Origin of the sequence: Paracoccus sp. Z118, assembly GCF_019061185.1 — a bacterium.
Classification (GTDB): Bacteria; Pseudomonadota; Alphaproteobacteria; order Rhodobacterales; family Rhodobacteraceae; genus Paracoccus.
In genome coordinates this window covers 1-17,501 of record NZ_JAHQZU010000006.1, presented here as the reverse complement: position 1 = coordinate 17,501, position 17,501 = coordinate 1, and the positions used below count along the sequence as shown (strand labels likewise).

Genomic DNA, 17,501 nt, shown 5'->3' with positions numbered 1-17,501 from the left:
CTTCTCGCTTAGCTGTTCCGTTGGGCCCGGCTTATGGCCAAGCGCGCATCCGCCATGATCTGCCCCTGCGAGCGCCGGAATGAATTGGCGTCCGGTGTCGTGATGTTGAACACCATCTGGACTGGTCGAGCCTGCCCAACCCCCGCCGCGACCTCACGCCGCGACAGGACTCGCTCGCCACGTTGCAGGATCGCGGGCACCTCATCAGCTCGGAGCCCCGCCCAACCGCCGTCATGCATGCGCGGCGCGCGGGCGAAGGCCGTTGCGGGAACCGCCCGCATCGGGGCCAGCCCGCCCACCGTGCCACCCTGATGGAATATTCCGGCCAGGAGGTTCCCCCCTGAACCACCGCCAAAGGCGCCCCCGAGAGAGGAGGCCAGAGGACCAAGGATGGCCGAGCGCAGCGCGATCCGCGTGACATCGGCAAGGATCGAGTTTGTCAGCTCCTTGAAGTCGAGCTTGCCGCTGGTGACGAAGGCGACAAGGGCGTCTTCGGCGCCCTTGAAAGCATTGACCATCGCGGAGCCGATCTGCTGACCGGTCTCCATGGCGCTGCGGGCATAGTCTGCGAGCGCCTCGGTAACGGCGCGCCAGCCCGTCGCAGCTTCTTCCGCCGCGGCCTTGGCGGCAGCGCCGGCCTTGCGGGCAGCGCGACCGGCTCCGTCGGCCTTTCCCTCTGTGTCCGAGAGCGCTGTACCAAGCCTGTCAGCGGCCTCGGTGGCTGCGGTGAGGGCGTCGTCACCTGAAACGCTTGCGCCAGTCACCGCTGCTTTCAGCGCGTTCCAGGCCGCCAGAGGCCGGGTCGCGGCATCGCTCAACATGCCCGCGGCTTCACGGTAGCCATCGGCTCGGGCGCGTGCGTCCTTGGCAGCTGCACCAAGACCGAGGTCAGGGGCGTCGAGATAGCTGCGCGCCAGCGCTGCGGAGAATGCGTCAGTAGCTGCGGCGCCCGCTGCCTCGGCCGCGCCCTCAAACGGGTTGCCGATCCGCGCCAGTTCCACCGGATCGAGCGTGCCGATCCGCACCCCGCCGTCGCCGACCGCCCAGTCCGGCAGCAAATCCAGCGCAGCGTTCAATCCGTTGATGAAATTGTTGATGCGGGTGACGAGGCCGTTCAGCATCGCCTCGACGCCCGAGATCAGCCCGTTCGCAGCCTGGAAGGCAAAATCGCCGATGGCACCTGGCAGACTGCCCCAGATCGCCACTGCTGCATCATAGGCTCCCTGGAAGATCGCGGCCGTCCGGTCGCCGAAGCTGACAACGCCCGCGATCGTGCCTTCGAGAGCCGAGAGCCCGGCTGCCTTCAGCCCCTCCCAGCCAGCGGCCATAGTGGCAAATGCCACGTCGAAGGACAGGCCGATGCGCGACCAGACCTCGCGTACCAGATCGCCCAGCAGGCGGAACGCCTCGCGCACGCCGCCCACCCGTGTCACCAGCTGCGAGAACTGGTAGACCAGTTCGCCCGCGCCGACGATCAGCGCGCCGATGCCGGTGCGGATCAGCGCGCCGCGCAGGAACACCAGCGCCGTGGCGAGGCCGCGCACCGACAGGGCAGCAGCAGCCAATCCTGCGACCCAACGCCCGGCCATGACGGCAGCGAAGGTGGCGGCGTAGGACGCCAGACGCCCGAGATTGCCGAACAGCGCGTCGATGGCCATCCGCAGGATCCCGCCGTCGGAGGCGAGGGCCACGAAGGCATTGGCCAGAGCCTCGATGGTTGGAGCCACGGCAACTGCGATCCGGTTGCGCAGCCCCTCGAAGGCCAGCGAAACGGTGCCCAGCGCCAAATGAGTGCGTCGCAGCGCCTCCAGCGCCTCGCCGTCGAGCACCACGCCGAGGGTTGCAGCCTGGTCGCCGAGCCGCGCCATCTCGGCGCCGCCATTGCGAAGAAGCGGGATCAACCGAGTTGCATCCGAGGCCATGGCCTCGAGATAGAAGGTCATCTCCTGCTGGCTGAGACCGGCGCGCTCCAGCGTGTCGACGAAAAGCTGCAGCGCCTCCGGGCCGGAGAGCCGGGCGAACTGGTCGGCCGTCACGCCGACCCGCGGGGCGACGTTCTCGAAGAAGTCTGCCATCGGCCCGCCGCCGGTCTGCAGGAAGTCGCCCACGCGGTCGTTCACGTCCTTCAGGATGTCGGCGAGCTTCTCCTGCTCGATCCCGACCGTCCGGGCGCCAGCCGACCAGCGCTGCAATGCCTCGGGCGTGGCGTTGGCGACCTGCGCGAACTGCCGGATTTGTGCGGCGCTCTCGGCCGTGGAGCGGACAATCAGGCCAAGCGAGGCGGTGGCTGCTGCGGCAGCGGTTGATAGTGCCACGCCTGCGCGGCGCGCAAAGGCAGCGAGCCGGGTGTTCGCCAACTCCATCTCACGGCTGAGCCGACCGAAGCCCTTGGCGCCGGCTTCGCCCACACCCTCCAGTTCGGCGCGCACCTGCCGTCCACCCACAGCCGCGAGGCGGACGCTGACGCGTTTCTCGGCCATCGGTCAGACTCCTTGCTTTCGCCACATAGGCGTCTTACGTTTCCCGCATCGATCCAGTGAGGGTATGACTATGGCCGAGACCGCGACCCTGTCCTCGAAGTTCCAGATCTCGATCCCGAAGGCGATCCGCGCGGCGCAGCACTGGGAGGCCGGGCTTACCTTCGCGTTCATCCCCAAGGGCACGGGTGTCCTGCTGGTCCCGGTCCCGAAGCGGGAGGCGCTGAAGGGCATCGCGCGCGGCGCGTCCACAGCCGACTATCGCGACCGGACGGACCGGTTCTGATGATCCTCGTCGACACCTCGGCCTGGATCGAGTGGCTGATCGGCTCGCTGACAGGCGAAACGCTGGCTCAACATCTACCCGAACAGGCCGACTGGCTCGTCCCGACCATGGTTCAACTGGAGCTTGCGAAATGGCTGACCCGCGAGGTCGGTGAGGACAAGGCCGATCAGGTCATCGCCTTCACGCAGGTCTGCAGCGTCGTCCCGCTCGACACCGAGATTGCGCTGGCCGCTGCAGAGGCCTGCCGGGAGCACAAGCTTGCAACCGCAGACGCCATCATCTTCGCAACTGCCCGCGCGCAGGGTGCGACGCTCCTGACCTGCGACGCGCATTTCGAGGGTCTGCCTGGCGTCACCCTGATCGAGAAGATCAAGGCTTGACACCCGGGCCGCCATTCGCCGCCAGTTCCTCATTCAGTTTCCGGACCATCACGGCTTCGATGACTGGCAGCAGTTCGGCCATGGCAAGCGGCGGGATGCCGAGCGCGTCACCGAGCGCCAGCGCCGCCGACATGTCCCATCCGATGACGGCTCCGGGCAGGACACGCAGTTGGCCGCCGAGACGACCGACGAGGTCCCAGACCTGCCAACCCTCCGGTGTTTCCGGACGGTTCAGCCACGCCGGACAGTCTTCGCACGCTGTTTGACAGGCTTGGCAGTACCGCTCGCCCCCGCCGAAGGACCATTCGGCGAGAGCGCGGAGGCGTTTTTTTCCTGCTCCAGCAGCAGGCCCTTCGAGACATAGGTCAGCTGGAAGGCCTCGAAGATCGGCCAGACGTCGAGCAGCGCGTCGATGGCCTCGGGGCTGGGATCGATCGGCTTGCCGTCTGCATCGCCGATGCCATCCCAGGCGAGCACCCCTCGGCGCGCGAGCGCCTTGGCGAAGGCGACGGCGCGCTCCTCGTCGGGCGTCTCATCGGGCACCGCCTCGACGGCCGGATCGCTGCGGGTCGCCACCATCAGCGCGGTGGTCAGCGGGCGGAGCTGCACCCGGACGCCGGGAGCGAGGTCATGCCAGCGTGGCGCGTTCGTCAGGTCGAGCGTGAGCATCAATACGTCTCCACATCGTTCACGAGGGTGGCGGTGCACATCCGGCCGACGACGCTGTCACGGGCGGCCTGCCAGTCGAAGGTCGCCTGGACGCCCTGCGGCCCGGAAATTTCAATCCGCGGGCGCGGCAGGTAGAAGGCGTGCACGGTGAAGGTGAAGCTCTCGCCCGAGGGCAGGACGTAGGCGAACTCCATCTCGCAGGCCTCGCCGTTGATGGCCTGCGTCACCAGCGTCTGGTCGGCGAAGCGGACCTCGATCCGGCCGGTCAGCGCCGCGATGGAAGGGTCCGCGCCGTCGATGCGCCCGTCCGAGCGGATCGTCTCGATCCGGTCGAGGTTGTTGGCGTAGGTGATCTCGGCCGAGACTACGTTGCCGAGAGCCAAACCGTTCCGCGTGATCGACGCGTTGAAATGGCCGAAGCGCTTCAGCTCCAGCGCGGAGGGCGTTCCGGCGCTGGTGGTCGTGCCGACTGTCTCGCCCTGCGCCACCAGGCGCGCCGTGGCGGTCAGCAGGCCCGAGCGCTGCATCTGCCAGGTAATCTGGTCGAGCACGCAGCCGGAATACATTGCATAGCGTGGCACCTCCGGCATGCCGGTCTCGATCGAGAGGCTCGGCAGCGTCCAAGCGCCGGACCGGAACTCGTGCGTCCATGGGCCGGTGCCCGTGTTGGTCGGCGCACCGAACGCGGCCTTCAGCCAGAAGCCGAACGCCTCGGCATCCAGCGGCACGACCACATCGCCATCCGCCGTCACCGCGTCCTTGATCGGTGCCAGCGGATCGCGGCCGTAGCCGAGAAGCTCGGAGTTTAACAGAGGCTGCTCCGCGCCGAGCGTGGTGCTGGCGAAGGGCATCTTCGTGAAGTCGCCCACGGGCGGCGTGCCGTATACGGTCTCGAACGCAAGCGCCATCTGCGCCCGCGCCCCCTGGGCTCGTGCCATGGTGTTCTCCTTTCTTTGCCTCGCTGGGCGGATCACATAAAGCAGCGTTGCTGCCGAGTTACGCTGGGCTTAGGCTGCACCCAACGGGCTGAGAGCAGAGCTGCTATGGATTTCAAGGACCTATTGCGCCTTCAAGGATACGACCCAGACATCAGAGAGCGCATTGTCCTGCTGCGCCACCGCCCCTTCGAGACCCGACTTGCCCGCGCGATGCCGTGGATTATCGAAGAACGCCCGGACCTTTTCGAAGTCTACCAGTCCGTTCCCGGCCGACCCAAAACCGCCCTGCGTCGGGCCGAATTTGTAGCGAGCTTCCTAGGACTCTCGCCCGGCAAAGCGCACTTCGTCGGGCTTTATCGCATCGGCGAGGCGCGCGCGCTCGACCATGACGCCTTCTGGCGCATACCGGAAAACCTTACCCTCAGGGAAATGGGGTACGAGGGTTTCACAGCAGAGCAAGCGGTCCGGGTTGGAGCCGAGCTTCAGTTCGATCTGGAGCGCCTTCCTTTCTACAGCAACTGGCGCGGTCGGCTGGTCATCGATTTTCCGCCGCCGGAGCGCTCATGGTTCCGGTGGGTGGACCGCGGGATCTTTCCTGTCAGCGCGATCCGCGAAGAAAGCGCTTTCGCAGCCCCGCCGCCTGACTGGCGCGAGATTGATCTCACCTTCGCGGAACTCTTGGCGCTACCGGCGTCTTGGCGGGCGCGGCTGGCTGAATGGCGCGGGATCTACCTCATTTTCGATGAAAGCGATCGTCGGGTCTATGTCGGCTCCGCCTACGGTCGCGAAAACATTTTCGGTCGGTGGCAGGTCTACGCCCGCGATGGTCACGGTGGAAACCGCGAATTGCGCGGCCGCGACCCTCACAATTATCGGTTCAGCATTCTCGAACGCCTTGCGCCAGACCTGCCAGCTGAAGATGTCATCGCTCGCGAGAACAGCTGGAAGCTGCGGCTCCATTCGCGACAGCCGTTAGGTCTCAACGCCAACTGAGTCACCCACCGAGAGGATCGTCCGTCGAATAGTGCAGCACCAATGGGATGACGGCGGCCTTCAGGCTGGCCGCGCCCTCGACCGGCAGATCGACCGGGCGCGGCGCTTCGGCCTCGACCCAGTCGCAGAGGCCCCTCAGCGTGCGGTCGGCGGCGAGTGCCAAGCCGATGCTGGCAGTGAGCGTATCGAACGCGACATCACGGTCGACGCCCTGCACGACCGCCTCGATTTCGGCGCGGTGCTGGTAGTGATACCGCAGCGGCGACAGCGTCAGCTCCGGCTCCCCTGGTTCGCCGTCGCGCAAGATCAGCAGGCCTTCGGCCGGCACACGCTCTGGCAGCACATCGCCGCGCAGGGCGGTGGCGGGTAGTGCCGAGAGCCGTGTGTGCAGCGCGGCGAGGATGGTTTCGCGGGAGGTGGGCATGGGCGAGACGGCCTTTCGTTGTTCTGCGTTGTTCCGAATTGGATTGACGCGCCTCGTGCCAGCCCCTAGAACGGTTTGGAACAACGGAGAACAACATCATGTCAGAGCGCAGATTTACGGCATCCAAGTCAAGATCAAACCGTCCCGGTTGGAGCGCCACGTTCCGACACCCGGTTCGCACCGACAGTCGTGGTGAGTGGGGCCTCAAGGTCCGGAAGGGCCTTGGCACCTCAGATGATGCTGCCGCCGATCTCTTGGTGGGACAACTGAACGAACTTCTTCACGATGAGTCGTGGTGGAGTGGCGATCGCCGCAACGACGCAGAACTTCGTTTCGACCCAGTCGTGGTATCGGCATTTTTCGACGGCATAGAGGTGGTGGCGCACGATGCTGAGGAAAGACGCTCCGACGTGATCCCTTTGCCGAATCGGGATGACGGCTACGGCACCATTCTCTTCTTGGGTACGACCGGGGCGGGAAAGACAACTCTCTTGCGGCACATCATTGGCTCGGACCCCGAGAAAGACCGCTTTCCATCGACTTCGACAGCTAAGACCACAACTGCCGACATCGAGATTGTTGCCTCTCCTGGCGATTTCTCGGCTGCCGTCACCTTCATGCCGGAGCACGAAGTTCGAGCACACATAGATGAGTGCCTGGAGGAAGCGTGCCTAGAGGCGATTCAGGGAAAGCCAGACGCAAAGATCGCTGCTGCCCTGCTGGAGCATCGCGAGCAACGCTTTCGTCTATCCTACATTCTCGGTGCCTGGAGGACTTCTGTCGAAAGCGATGATGATGATTTCTCCTTTGAAGACGACGTGATTGCGGAAGCTGCGGTTGATGACGAGGAGGCCGTATCGTCGGAAGAAGTCGCGCAACATCGGGAGCGACTTGCTAGCTTCGTCTCCACCATCAAGGAGTTGAGCAAGGAAACAGGGGCAACGTTCGAAGCGTCTCTCGGGAAGCTCAAGGACCAGAAGACCGCAGACGACCGCGCGACTTGGCTCGAGCTTTTCGGGGTCGAGGCCTTCCGAAACCCCAAGTTCTCAAGCCTTGCCCTCGACATCATGGATGAGGTGGCAGATCGCTTCACCAAAATTGACGCCGGAAACACCGAGCGCTCGGCAACCGACTGGCCGATTATCTGGACATTCAGCTGTCCCGACCGTGACGAATTCCTCGCCGCTGTTCGCTGGTTTTCGAGCAACCATCACAAGCAGTTTGGTCGATTGCTGACACCACTTGTCGACGGGATCAGGGTTCAGGGCCCCCTTTACCCTGATCTGGGCGGCGATACCGCCGAGTTGAAGCTTGTCCTCCTAGATGGTCAGGGTCTTGGGCACACGGCCAGTAGCGTTTCGTCGGTCTCGACGCGCGTCACGAACAAGTTTGCGAAGGTGGACATGATCTTGCTGGTCGACAACGCGCAGCAGCCAATGCAGGCGGCGCCCTTGGCACTGCTGCGCGCCGTCGGAAGTTCGGGCTTCGCCGACAAGCTGGCCATCGCGTTCACGCATTTCGATCAGGTCAAGGGTGCCAATCTGGGCTCATTCGATCAGAAGCGGGACCACGTTCTCGGCTCAGTCGGGAACGCAGTGGCCAGCCTGAGAGACATCGTCGGTGCTGGCGTAGCCGGAGCTATTGAACGTCAGGTGGACGCGAATTCCGTCTTCTTGGGCGGGCTGGACAAACCCACCTTGAGGCTTCCCGGCGGCTTCAAGCGCCAACTGGTGCAGTTGATCGAAATGATGCAGGCAGCGTCCTCTCCCGCGGAAGAAACAGATTGCAGCCCGGTCTACGACCTCAAGGGGCTCGAAATCGCGATGCACGACGCAATCGATGCGTTCAGAGATCCTTGGCGCGCAAGGCTGGGTCTCGCCTATCACGACGGCATCTCGAAGGAGCACTGGACACGCATCAAGGCACTCAGTCGCAGGCTCGCTTCTCGTTGGGCAGATGAATACGATAATCTCACCCCTGTCGCAGACCTCCTCGCGCGGCTGCAGGAGGAGGCTTCGAAGTGGTTAGACCGCCCGTCTGGATGGACGCGATTACCCTCTGACGAAGAAGAGCGTGAACTGGCGCTGGACCGGATCAGGCGGGCTGTCTTCGGAAGGCTCTACGACCTCACTAAAAGTCGCCTCACTGACGACCAAGTTGCAGGTTGGCGGGATGCATTCGATCACAGCGGACCGGGCTCCGCGACGCTGCGTGCCCGTACCATTGAGACCATCCACGAGAACGCAGCGCCGAGGATCAGTGCTGCAATGAGTGCCGATGCTCGTCTTTTCTTGAACCGCCTTCACGAACTTCTACAGGAAGCCATCATTGATGCCGGGGGGGAGATAGCTGCAACCCCAGCTGCACGTATTCACTGAAGTGGCGGTGAAACTTGCAGAGACGGGCGGTTAGATCCGCCCGTCCACCCAGTTCGCGACGATCAGCCCCGGCACGCTGTCCGCTGCCCGGTCAGCATCCCGCGCGAGGTCGAGCCGCTTCGGCAGCTTGACCTGCGGGACCAGCAGGAAGATCGGCGCGGTGACCTTGCCGCGCCCGGTCTTCGAGCGCGAGACCACCGCCTGACCCTTCGAGTTCAGCCGTCCTTCCGCCACAAGCAGGCTCGGGCCGGTGCGGCGATAGACGAAGCGCAGGCGCAACCCGCGGCGGCGCTCCCACTCGCCGGGTGTGATCCGGCCGCCGCGCAGGGACTTGCCTGCGGCGGGCAGCGGGATCGCCAGCCAGAACCCGTCTTTCGAGCGGATGAGCGGCCCCGTGTCATGCGCGCCGACGATGACCGGTGCCTTCGACCAGGCCAGCGCCGCGGCGTCGAGGCTCTCGCCCGACCTCGGGAAGTTCTGGCTGCGGATCGAGTTGGCGAGCCGCGTGCCGAGTCCCGCAGCGGTGATCTGCAGCCGCCAGGCCGACTTCAGCCCGGTCCCGGCCTCGCGCATGGCGGCCGTCACGGCGCGCTCGCCCGCCGCGACCTCGGCCGCCATCATCGCGACGATGTCAGGATCGATGTCGAGCTTCAGTTTCACGCATGCCTCAGATCGACGGTCCAGACCAGCCGCTCGCGGTCGCGGACGGGCTCGCCCTGAATGAGAAAGGCGTCGCCGTCGATCTCGATACGGTCGCCGGGGCGCGGGTTCGCAACCTCGGCCACGCGCAGATCGATCCGGGTGGTCTCGGACCAGAGCCGTGTATCGCCGAAGTCGGAGACGACATCCGCGCGCCGGGCGACGACGCGCACCAGCACGGGCGCGCCGCCGTCGGCGATGTAGACCGCGTCCCGGCCGATGTTCGGATCGGCGAAGAGCGCGCCGACGGCGGCGGCGAAGGCGCTCATCAGAACGTGGCGTTCAGGCGTACGCGGCCGATGGTGTCGCCCGCGCCGCTGGCCACCGCCTCGACGGCCACGCCGATGAGCGTGTTGTCGGTCGCGACCGTGGTGCAGCGCTTGTTGGTGTCGTCCCAATAGATCTTGGAGCCGACGGTCCAGGCCTGCGAGCCGACCTTGGTGATGTCGAACACGCCAGTGAGCGCGGTCTCGACGGGCTCGCCGAGGGCGGCGTCCCCGGCCGCGATGCCGAAGATGGAGCCGGCGAGCAGGCCATCGCCGGAGGCGACGGCATAGGGCGCGGTCAGGGTGATGGTGTTGCCGGGCTGGACGTAGTTTTTCATGGGGAGGATCCTTGTGGAAAGACGAAGGGCGGCCCGTCAGGACCGCCCGCATGTCAGGGTTCGGCATTGGGTGCGGGTTACGCGCCCGGGTTCTTGTAGAGGCCGCGCCAGTCGATCGCCTTGGCGCCGAAGTCGAGACGGCACTTGATCTCGACGCCGTCGACGTCGAAGCCGTTGCGCGTCTCGATGTAGGCGCCCTGCTGACCCTCGAGATAGGCGTACTCGATGGTGTCGATCTGGTTCGGGCTGGCCGCCAGATACCAGGCCGTCTCGCTGGCGGCGTCGAGCCGGGGCTCGCTGATCGGCGCCAGCGTCCGGATCGACTGCGGCACCACACTGGACGTCGCGGCGGGCACCAGGTTCTGCGCGACCAGCTGCTCGGCCTTCAGTTCCAGCGAGGCCGGCACGATCAGGAAGGCGGGCCGGACGTTCAGCACCGTCTTCTTGTCGAGCCCCGTCTGCTTCGCCATCGCGGCGCGGGCCGCGCCGACACTGCCGACGTCGAGCGCCGCGCCGGTGCCTGCCAGGTTCTTGTGGGTGGTGTGGAAGAGCGCGTTGCCGTCGGCCATCGCCGGGTTGGCGGTGATGATCCCCCAGACCACGTCCGACTCCAGCTGGGCGATGGAGTTGCCGTACATCGCCGGGATGCGAGTGAAGGCGTCGAGATCGTCGTTGATCAGCGTCTGGCGGGTGATCGCGACCACCCGGCCATAGGTCTTGACCTTGTAGCTCTCCTTGCTCTCGCCGAGCGTGCCGCGCTTGAACTCGCCGCTCTCGCCGACTTCCAGCAGCTGCGGCGCTTCTCCGAGCTGCACCCGGTGCATCGCCTTGAAGTCGGTGGCGAGCACCTGGCGGCAGAACAGCATGAAGGTGCGGGGATAGGCCTCGTAGGCTTGCCGGAGGGTCTTGTTGGTAACCGCCGACAGGATCTCGGGGAAGTCCGAGGTCGAGCGCAGCGCCCGCGTCGCGACCTCATCGCGCGACAGGCCCCGCGTGTTCACCCCGGCATTGCCGAGGCTTTCGCGGGCCAGTTCCAGCAGCGTCATGCCGCGGTACTGGCGCGCGGCGTCCTCCAGCTGGAACAGCGTCGGGCTGTAGCGGTGCAGCAGCGCATTCGCCACCGCGTCGCGGCGGGTGATGCGCTCGTCCCGGCCGCCGAGGGGGACGGAGACATGCGGGAAGGTCCGGGTCTCGTCCGACTTGGCCGCGACCTGGTCGAGGATCAGGCGGCGGGACTCGTCGACGCTGACGCCGCGCTTGACCAGATCCTCGGCGAAGCCGCGCTCGAGGTTCAGCCGCCCGGCCAGATCGTAGATGGTGGAGACGCGGTCGCGCTCGGCCTCGCGGGCGCGGGTGGCGACCGCTTCGGTGTCGGGCGCGGGAGTTGCCTGCGTCTTCGGCTGGCTGCGCGTCTCGCTGGCCGCGACCTTCGGGTCGGGCGCAGCCGCTTTCGGCTCGGTCATGGGGGTGTCCTCGGTTTCGACCGGCTCGGTCGGCTGGGTGGCGGGGGTTGCGGCGTCGCTCGCCGGGGTTTCGGTCTTGTCCGTCATCGGGATGGGTCCTTTTGGGCTGGAAGGGGCGTCCCGGCGGTGAAGGACGCAGTCATGAAGGGGGTGCTGGGCGCGGAAGCCCGCGGCGGGGTCGGCGCCGACCGCGACGGCGGAGACCTCGAAGGGCGTCCAGTCCACCGCGCGCCAAAGTTCGCGGGCGGCCTCGGGTTTCGAGACTTCGAAGCGGTGGACCTGATAGCCGATCGAGACCGCGCGGATGTGGCCTGCCTGAATGTCGCGCCAGATCGGCTCGACATCGGCACGTTCGCTGATCCGGACCAGCGCGATGCCCCGGCCGTTCTCGATCCGCGCCGAGCCCGGCACGACCGAACCGATCACCGCATCGAGCGTGTCGAGCTCGTGCACCTTCAGGAACGGCGCGCCCGCATTCAGCCGGTCGAGCCGGACATGGGCCGGGTCGAGGCTGAGCTCCTCGTCATATGGCTCGCCGAAGAAGGTGGCGCGGCGGACGCGGGCCCCGGCCGACCAGACCACCTCGACGGTGCGGCTGTCGGCATCGGCGGTGTTCGGCGCAAGCTCCGCCGACCGGCGCATGGCCGGCAGTTCGATCATCGTGTCCATGGGGTCAGTCCTGTTGGTCGGCCTGCGCCGGGTCATTGTCCGCGTTGGCGGCCGGGTCGTCGGTGTCCGGTTCGTCGGCGGTCGGATCGGTCGCCAGATCGCTGGCCCCGTCTTTGGTTTGTGCGCTGCCGGTCTTGGTGACCCGCCGCGGATCGCTGTCGAGGACCAGCCCCAGCGCGTCGAGCTTGGCGTTCGTCGCGGCGATCTCGGCCAGCACGGCGTCGGGGTTGCGGCCCTGTTTCGCGATCACCTCGGCCAGCGTCATGGTGCCGGAGCGGATCGACAGCAGGTTAGCCATCGCGTCCTTCTGCGGATCGACCGCCTCGAACTTCGGCGGCGACCATTCGACCGGCACGCTCGGCGACGGGATCTGGCCCGCCGCCCACGCGGCTTCGGTGAACCAGCGCCAGACCGGCGCGCAGAACATCGGGATGAAGAGCTGCCACTGCACGGCGTCGATCTGGCGCCGGAACTCGACAAGCCCCGCCCGGATCGAGGAATAGTTCACCTGGCTGAGGTCCCCGGTCAGCAGCTCGTAGGGCACCCGGAACCCGGCCGAGATCGTGTGCAGGCTGGCCCGCTTGTATTCGCCGTAGCCGCCGGTGGCCGACGGCTGGTTGAAGCGGATATCCTTGCCGCCGCGCGCATAGGCGATCAGGCCCGGCTCGAACTGCTCGACCCGGTTGCCGTCAGCATCGACCACGGAGGGCGCGATGCCCTGCTGCGCCTCGTCGTCGCCGAAGACGATGGCGGTGACGCAGGCCTCGGTCTTCTTGCGGACCAGTTCCGCCACCTCGTAGTCGTCGAGATCCCGCAAGGACCGGATCACAGGCGCCCCCCAAGGCACGCCGCGCGCCTGCGTTCGCTGCTTCTCGTAGACATGGGCGATCTCGGTCGCGGGGACCGGGCGGCTCTGCAACCCGTTCTGCAAGGCCCCATAGGCGTCGCCCGGGTGCTCCGCGTGCAGCCAGTAGGCCCGGCGCTTGCCGACCGGATCGAACTCGATCCCCTGCACGAGGCTGCCTGCTCCAAGGGCGCCGGACTTCGTCGCGTCGAGGAAGTCGGCCTCCAGCACCTGCAATTGCAGCGGCACGACCAGACCGTCGCTCGCGCGCCGCAGGCGGCGGCGCACCAGCACCTCGCCCGCCTCCACCATCTCGCGGCAGATCAGCGTCTGCAGCCCGTAGAAATCGAGCTGGCCATCGGCGTCGCACTCTGCCGTCCAGCGTTCGAAGAGAGCGTCGACCTTCCGATCCAGTTTGTCGTCGCCGCTGGCGGCGCGCGGCATGATGCCCGCGCCGATGATGTTGTTGACCAGCACCGCGACGGCCTTGGCCGCATGCGGGTTGTTGCGCACCAGATCGCGCATCCGGTCGCGTAGCAGCGCCCCGGCGACTCCGATCTCGGTGTCGGCGGAGGATCCCGGCGCCCGCCAGCCCTCGGTCCGCCGCCCGCGCGCCGCGCCGTCATAGCCCCGCGTCAGGGTCTCGAACGCCTGACGCGCCATGACGCGGCGTGCGGCCATGCGCGGCGCCACCGTGGCGATGGCGTGGTCGAACCAGGTCGCCGACATCAGCGATCCCCGCGGCTGAAGCCCGCGAGCCCCGCCACCGGCAGCGGCCGTGTGGTGCCTGCGATGGCGCGCTCGATGGTGCGGATGCGGACGAGCAGGTCCTCGGCCGAGCCGTAATCGACGGACTTGCCGTCATAGCTGACCCGCGTCGTGCCGCTGGAATAGGCCCGGCGCAGCGCCGAGAGCTCGGTTTCCGTCCAGTCCGTCATCAGAACCATCCTTCGCGCCGCCCGAGCCAGTCGGAGCGGCGCTTGCCCTGCGGGGCCTGTCCCGGCCGGTTGATCTGCCCGGCGGGATTGGTGTCGGTGGGGGCCGCCCCGAGCTGATCCTCGAGGTCGCGCCATTTCGCCTCAGACCAGCGGTCCGCGCCCGCGATCCAGGCAGCGGCGCGGGCGTAGACCCGGCAGTCCAGCGCCTCGTTGCGCTCGCGCAGCTTCTGCCATTCCAGCCGGGCGAAGCCGCGCTTCGTGCGCACCGTCACCAGCTGTTCGGCCACGAACTGCTTCAGCCATTCGTTCTCGACCCAGTGCGGCAGATGCACTGAGCCGGGCGGGAATGCCGCCCCGTCGGCCATCTCCTCGTCGGTCGGCCGCGCCAGCCGCAGGAAGCGGTAGGTCTCGGCCTTGAAGGTCGACACCGCCACGGTCCAGAGCCGCGCACCACGCCGCAGGCGTTTTCCGCCCTGGGTCGCGTCGACGAAAGTCGGCCCCGACACCGGGCTCGAGCGGTTGGACCCCTCGACGCCTTTGACCGGCGATACCTGCCCAAACCCCTGCGCCCGCGACCAGGAATAGACCGCCGGGGCCTCGTAGCCCGTGTCGATGGCAAGTCGCGCGATGCGAAGATGCGCGCCGCGTTCGTGCGGCCAGCTTCGATCCAGCAGCGCGGTCAGCTCCGACCAGGCGTCATGCCGATCCGGCCCACCCTCGATCACGACGTGATCGACGAGCCAGCTTTCGAGCCCACGACCCCAGGCCCAGACATCGACCTCGATCCTGTCCTTCTGCACGTCGGCCCCGGCGGTCAGGAACAGCCCTCCGGCTGGTACGGTGCCGGATGTCCAGCGCTCGCGGCGGTCGTAGAGCCGCTGCCAGTCTGGCGCTTCCCCGGTCTCAACCCATGTCTCGCCGAGGATAGTGTTGCGGAACGCCTTGATCGCATCAATCGACCCCTGTGCCGCGTCCCAAGCCCGCACGATCCGCTCCCAGCTCAGCCAACCGATCGGCGAATAGAGCGCCGAGAGGTGATAGCCCACCGTCGTCGGATCGGCGGCGGTGGCCGTCGCCCGCCATTCGCCCCCCTCCAGCATCGCCGTCTTGTGGTGTTCCGCGATGGGATGCTCGCAGCCCTCACAGTGATATTCCGCCGTCTCCGGGCGGCCCTTCTGCCAGCGCAGCCGGTCGAACTTCAGCCACTGCATCGCGCCGCAATGCGGGCACGGCACGAAGAACCGGCGCTGGTCGCTCGCCTCGAACTCGCGCTCGATGCGCGACAGCCCTCGGATCGTCGGCGTCGAGACCAGCAGCACCTTGCGCCGATGGGCGAAGGTCAGCGACCGCGCTTCGGCCAGCGTCACCGGGTCGCCTTCCTCGTCGGCCGAGGCCGGATAGGCGTCGACCTCGTCAAGGAAGATGTAGCGCGCCGGGGTGGACCGCAGCCCGACCGCCGAGTTCGCCCCCGTCATGATCAGGATGCCGCCCGCGAACTCCTTGGACAGCATCGTGTTGCCCGCGTCGCGAGACCGGGCCGGCTTCACCCGCTCCCGCAACTCCGGGCTCTCGTCGATCAGCGGATCGATCCGCTGGCGCGAGTTGCGCTTGGCCAGCTCCACGGTGGGCTGGACCGCCAGCATCGGACCCGGCGCCTGGTGGATGGCGAACCCGATCCAATTGTTGCCCGCCTCGGTCGCCCCGACCTGCGCGGCCTTCATGAACACGATCCGCTGCGTGGGATCGCCGGGCGACAGCCGATCCATGATCTCGCGCATATAGGGCGTGCGCACCGTGCGATACCGCCCGGGTTCGGCCGAGGCGCGGCCCGAGAGCATTCGGTGCCGGTCCGCCCATTCCGAGACGGTCAGGTCCGGGTCGGGCCGCAGCCCGCTGCCCCAGGCGCGCAGGATCTCGCCCGCGCCGTCGAAGTCAGGCAGCGCGGCATCTTCACCGGAAGTCGGGCCGGACCTCGGCGAGTTCGTCGAGGTGGGCGCGTACATGTTTCTCCAGGACCTTCTGCATCGCGGCTGGCTCCACGGTGATCTGCTGGCCCGTCGCGTCGCTGCACGAGGCCGAGAGCTCGGCCGCCATCAGCGCCGCCGTGCGCGCGGGCCAGGTCACCCACGCGTCCCGTTCCTCCCGCGCTAGCCGGAACACCAGCGCCAGCGCGCGGGCCCTCTCGATCAACTCCCCCTTCAGCTTCTGGAGCCGGATGCGCCGCTCCTGCGCCTTCAGCACCTCGTTCGCGGTCTTCGCCTGGAGGAAGGTCGTGCCGCCGCCAACGGGCGGGACAGCCAGCCCCTGTTCGCGCAGCGTGTCGCCGACGGCGGCCACGGCCGCTTCGGGGACCGGCTTCAGCTTCGGCGCGGGCGGCTTGCGGGTCTTGGACGGGTCCGTCGTCTCCGCCCGTCGCGCGTCGCTGGCCGCCGCGTTGATGCTGCCGTCCGGATAGAGGACCAGCCGTTCGGCCGTCTTCGCCTTCTGGATCGCGCCCCGCGACAGCCCGACATGCGCGGCGTACTGGCGCTCGCTCATGCCCTGCATCGACGGCTCCGATTATCACTCAAGTTCATGCGCTTATCGAGTTGATAAGCGCAGCGGACAGAGGGAACGTGTCTCCAGAAGGACGATGCAACTTACCACGGAGCCACCCCGATGACCCGCCGCGCGACTGACATTGAGACCGCTCCCGCCACCGGTTCGAGGGAGCGGTCGAACAAAGCCCTCGACGCCTTCCTCGCCGCCAAGTTCGAGATCGACGCGATGCTGGAGCGGCTCGCCGCCCTCAGCGCGGACCATTTCGAGACCCACCCCGACGAGATAAACTGATGACATGGATGGCCCCTGCTTCCGTCAGCGCTTGATGGCAAACTCGCAGTCATCGCAATTTTCATCGGGAGGTTAGGAGATGAAGAGCCAGAAGACGCAAACGGTGAGGACGATCGGCCTCGATATTTCCAAGAACGTGTTCCAGCTCCACGGCGTCGATGTCGAAGGCCAAGTGGTACTTAAGCGACAGTTGCGTCGGGCTGAGGTCGTCCGGTTCTTCGCTGAACTGCCTTCTTGCCTCGTCGGCATCGAGGCCTGTGCTGGTGCCCACGCCTGGGCTCGGGAACTGATCGAACTGGGCCACGATGTGCGGCTGATGCCGCCCTCCTATGTGAAGCCCTATGTCCGGCGCCAGAAGACAGATGCTGCCGATGCCGCCGCCATCTGCGAGGCGGTCACACGACCGTCGATGCGCTTTGTCCCTGTCAAGACCGAGGCACATCAGGCCGTCCTGTTGCAGCACCGGACGCGCGATCTGCTGGTCCGACAAATGACGCAGATTGTGAACGCCATCCGCGCGCATCTGGCGGAATTTGGGGTCGTAGGCCCTGTCGGGGTGCAGCACATTGATCGCCTTCTGGAAACGGCCGCGCATTCGGTGCCGGACCACGCGATGGAAGCGATCAACGTGCTCGCTGGGCAGTTCAACGAAACGCGGGCGCGCGTGGACGAGATCACGCGGCGGATCGAGCAGGCCCAAAAGACAGACCCGACCGCACGGCGGCTGGCGTCGATCCCGGGCGTCGGCGCGATCACCGCCAGCGCGATTACTGCAACGACACCGGACGTGACACAATTCCGCACCGCGCGCGACTAGGCTCCAGACTCATTGATTTCAGAGCCAGAAGAGGACGGTAGCGGCGAGAGCGACGGCGGACAGGAAGACGATGGGGCATCTGTCGTAGCG

Annotated in this window: 18 protein-coding genes and 1 pseudogene; 6 read left to right on the top strand and 13 right to left on the bottom strand. The window is 66.9% G+C overall.

All coding sequences use genetic code 11. The features are described from left to right. Positions 1-8 precede the first annotated feature (8 nt). A complete protein-coding gene (locus KTN05_RS06585; RefSeq protein ID WP_217328600.1) occupies positions 9-2,480 on the bottom strand; it encodes a phage tail tape measure C-terminal domain-containing protein in 2,472 nt (823 codons plus the stop codon). Between the two features lie 70 nt (positions 2,481-2,550). Between KTN05_RS06585 and KTN05_RS06580 the strand changes: the two genes are divergently transcribed. Further along, complete coding sequence (locus KTN05_RS06580; RefSeq protein ID WP_254368032.1) at positions 2,551-2,763, top strand: AbrB/MazE/SpoVT family DNA-binding domain-containing protein; 213 nt, start codon at positions 2,551-2,553, stop codon at positions 2,761-2,763. Beyond that, positions 2,763-3,143, top strand: coding sequence for a type II toxin-antitoxin system VapC family toxin (locus tag KTN05_RS06575; RefSeq protein ID WP_217328598.1), 381 nt, complete (start codon positions 2,763-2,765; stop codon positions 3,141-3,143). Before KTN05_RS06580 ends, KTN05_RS06575 begins: the two co-directional genes overlap by 1 nt. Here KTN05_RS06575 and KTN05_RS18065 read toward each other — a convergent pair. The 3 genes from KTN05_RS18065 to KTN05_RS06560 all read right to left on the bottom strand — a co-directional run bounded on the left by KTN05_RS18065 (position 3,133) and on the right by KTN05_RS06560 (position 4,750). Further along, positions 3,133-3,276, bottom strand: coding sequence for a hypothetical protein (locus KTN05_RS18065; protein ID WP_254368031.1), 144 nt, complete (start codon positions 3,274-3,276; stop codon positions 3,133-3,135). The genes KTN05_RS06575 and KTN05_RS18065 overlap by 11 nt on opposite strands. 98 nt (positions 3,277-3,374) lie before the next feature. Further along, entirely contained in the window at positions 3,375-3,812 is a 438-nt protein-coding gene (locus KTN05_RS06565) for a hypothetical protein (protein WP_217328597.1), read from the bottom strand. After that, a complete protein-coding gene (locus KTN05_RS06560) occupies positions 3,812-4,750 on the bottom strand; it encodes a phage tail tube protein (protein ID WP_217328596.1) in 939 nt (312 codons plus the stop codon). The genes KTN05_RS06565 and KTN05_RS06560 overlap by 1 nt, the downstream gene beginning before the upstream one ends. A 105-nt stretch (positions 4,751-4,855) precedes the next feature. On the opposite strand from KTN05_RS06560, the gene KTN05_RS06555 reads away from it, so the two are divergent. Beyond that, positions 4,856-5,743 carry a GIY-YIG nuclease family protein gene (locus tag KTN05_RS06555; protein WP_217328595.1) on the top strand — a complete coding sequence of 296 codons (888 nt, stop codon included), beginning with the start codon at positions 4,856-4,858 and terminating at the stop codon, positions 5,741-5,743. Position 5,744: 1 nt separating this feature from the next. Here the strand turns inward: KTN05_RS06555 and KTN05_RS06550 are convergent, their stop codons facing one another. Continuing rightward, the gene (locus KTN05_RS06550) at positions 5,745-6,167 is read right to left on the bottom strand and encodes an acyl-CoA transferase (RefSeq protein ID WP_217328594.1); all 423 of its coding nucleotides are present in this window, start codon (positions 6,165-6,167) and stop codon (positions 5,745-5,747) included. Positions 6,168-6,424: 257 nt separating this feature from the next. Here KTN05_RS06550 and KTN05_RS06545 point away from each other — a divergent pair, with 257 nt between their 5' ends. After that, positions 6,425-8,545, top strand: a complete 2,121-nt coding sequence (locus tag KTN05_RS06545; RefSeq protein WP_217328593.1) for a hypothetical protein — start codon at positions 6,425-6,427, stop codon at positions 8,543-8,545. A gap of 30 nt (positions 8,546-8,575) precedes the next feature. On the opposite strand, the gene KTN05_RS06540 is transcribed toward KTN05_RS06545, so the two are convergent. The 8 genes from KTN05_RS06540 to KTN05_RS06505 all read right to left on the bottom strand — a co-directional run bounded on the left by KTN05_RS06540 (position 8,576) and on the right by KTN05_RS06505 (position 16,309). Then, a complete protein-coding gene (locus KTN05_RS06540; RefSeq protein WP_217328592.1) occupies positions 8,576-9,205 on the bottom strand; it encodes a DUF6441 family protein in 630 nt (209 codons plus the stop codon). Continuing rightward, positions 9,202-9,513: a hypothetical protein gene (locus KTN05_RS06535; RefSeq protein WP_217328591.1), complete on the bottom strand. Its 312-nt coding sequence runs from the start codon at positions 9,511-9,513 to the stop codon at positions 9,202-9,204. Before KTN05_RS06535 ends, KTN05_RS06540 begins: the two co-directional genes overlap by 4 nt. Further along, positions 9,513-9,848: a DUF2190 family protein gene (locus tag KTN05_RS06530; RefSeq protein ID WP_217328590.1), complete on the bottom strand. Its 336-nt coding sequence runs from the start codon at positions 9,846-9,848 to the stop codon at positions 9,513-9,515. The genes KTN05_RS06535 and KTN05_RS06530 overlap by 1 nt, the downstream gene beginning before the upstream one ends. A 77-nt stretch (positions 9,849-9,925) precedes the next feature. After that, positions 9,926-11,980, bottom strand: coding sequence for a prohead protease/major capsid protein fusion protein (locus KTN05_RS06525; protein ID WP_217328589.1), 2,055 nt, complete (start codon positions 11,978-11,980; stop codon positions 9,926-9,928). Between the two features lie 4 nt (positions 11,981-11,984). Further along, positions 11,985-13,553, bottom strand: coding sequence for a phage portal protein (locus KTN05_RS06520; RefSeq protein WP_217328588.1), 1,569 nt, complete (start codon positions 13,551-13,553; stop codon positions 11,985-11,987). After that, entirely contained in the window at positions 13,553-13,762 is a 210-nt protein-coding gene (locus KTN05_RS06515; protein WP_371823287.1) for a phage head-tail joining protein, read from the bottom strand. Before KTN05_RS06515 ends, KTN05_RS06520 begins: the two co-directional genes overlap by 1 nt. Next, positions 13,762-15,765, bottom strand: coding sequence for a phage terminase large subunit family protein (locus KTN05_RS06510; RefSeq protein WP_217328586.1), 2,004 nt, complete (start codon positions 15,763-15,765; stop codon positions 13,762-13,764). Before KTN05_RS06510 ends, KTN05_RS06515 begins: the two co-directional genes overlap by 1 nt. After that, complete coding sequence (locus tag KTN05_RS06505; protein WP_217328585.1) at positions 15,713-16,309, bottom strand: hypothetical protein; 597 nt, start codon at positions 16,307-16,309, stop codon at positions 15,713-15,715. Before KTN05_RS06505 ends, KTN05_RS06510 begins: the two co-directional genes overlap by 53 nt. A 111-nt stretch (positions 16,310-16,420) precedes the next feature. On the opposite strand from KTN05_RS06505, the gene KTN05_RS06500 reads away from it, so the two are divergent. Next, entirely contained in the window at positions 16,421-16,594 is a 174-nt protein-coding gene (locus KTN05_RS06500) for a hypothetical protein (RefSeq protein WP_217328790.1), read from the top strand. A 79-nt stretch (positions 16,595-16,673) separates the two neighbouring features. Beyond that, positions 16,674-17,408 (top strand): annotated as a pseudogene (locus KTN05_RS06495) (IS110 family transposase); the annotation flags it as partial. Between the last annotated feature and the right edge of the window lie 93 nt (positions 17,409-17,501).

Bases quoted from the DNA above. Each gene is read 5' to 3' on its own strand.
- KTN05_RS06585 (WP_217328600.1), bottom strand. From the start codon at position 2,480: ATGGCCGAGAAACGCGTCAGCGTCCGCCTCGCGGCTGTGGGTGGACGG.
- KTN05_RS06580 (WP_254368032.1), top strand. From the start codon at position 2,551: ATGGCCGAGACCGCGACCCTGTCCTCGAAGTTCCAGATCTCGATCCCG.
- KTN05_RS06575 (WP_217328598.1), top strand. From the start codon at position 2,763: ATGATCCTCGTCGACACCTCGGCCTGGATCGAGTGGCTGATCGGCTCG.
- KTN05_RS18065 (WP_254368031.1), bottom strand. From the start codon at position 3,276: ATGTCGGCGGCGCTGGCGCTCGGTGACGCGCTCGGCATCCCGCCGCTT.
- KTN05_RS06565 (WP_217328597.1), bottom strand. From the start codon at position 3,812: ATGCTCACGCTCGACCTGACGAACGCGCCACGCTGGCATGACCTCGCT.
- KTN05_RS06560 (WP_217328596.1), bottom strand. From the start codon at position 4,750: ATGGCACGAGCCCAGGGGGCGCGGGCGCAGATGGCGCTTGCGTTCGAG.
- KTN05_RS06555 (WP_217328595.1), top strand. From the start codon at position 4,856: ATGGATTTCAAGGACCTATTGCGCCTTCAAGGATACGACCCAGACATC.
- KTN05_RS06550 (WP_217328594.1), bottom strand. From the start codon at position 6,167: ATGCCCACCTCCCGCGAAACCATCCTCGCCGCGCTGCACACACGGCTC.
- KTN05_RS06535 (WP_217328591.1), bottom strand. From the start codon at position 9,513: ATGAGCGCCTTCGCCGCCGCCGTCGGCGCGCTCTTCGCCGATCCGAAC.
- KTN05_RS06530 (WP_217328590.1), bottom strand. From the start codon at position 9,848: ATGAAAAACTACGTCCAGCCCGGCAACACCATCACCCTGACCGCGCCC.
- KTN05_RS06525 (WP_217328589.1), bottom strand. From the start codon at position 11,980: ATGGACACGATGATCGAACTGCCGGCCATGCGCCGGTCGGCGGAGCTT.
- KTN05_RS06520 (WP_217328588.1), bottom strand. From the start codon at position 13,553: ATGTCGGCGACCTGGTTCGACCACGCCATCGCCACGGTGGCGCCGCGC.
- KTN05_RS06515 (WP_371823287.1), bottom strand. From the start codon at position 13,762: ATGACGGACTGGACGGAAACCGAGCTCTCGGCGCTGCGCCGGGCCTAT.
- KTN05_RS06510 (WP_217328586.1), bottom strand. From the start codon at position 15,765: ATGTACGCGCCCACCTCGACGAACTCGCCGAGGTCCGGCCCGACTTCC.
- KTN05_RS06505 (WP_217328585.1), bottom strand. From the start codon at position 16,309: ATGCAGGGCATGAGCGAGCGCCAGTACGCCGCGCATGTCGGGCTGTCG.
- KTN05_RS06500 (WP_217328790.1), top strand. From the start codon at position 16,421: ATGACCCGCCGCGCGACTGACATTGAGACCGCTCCCGCCACCGGTTCG.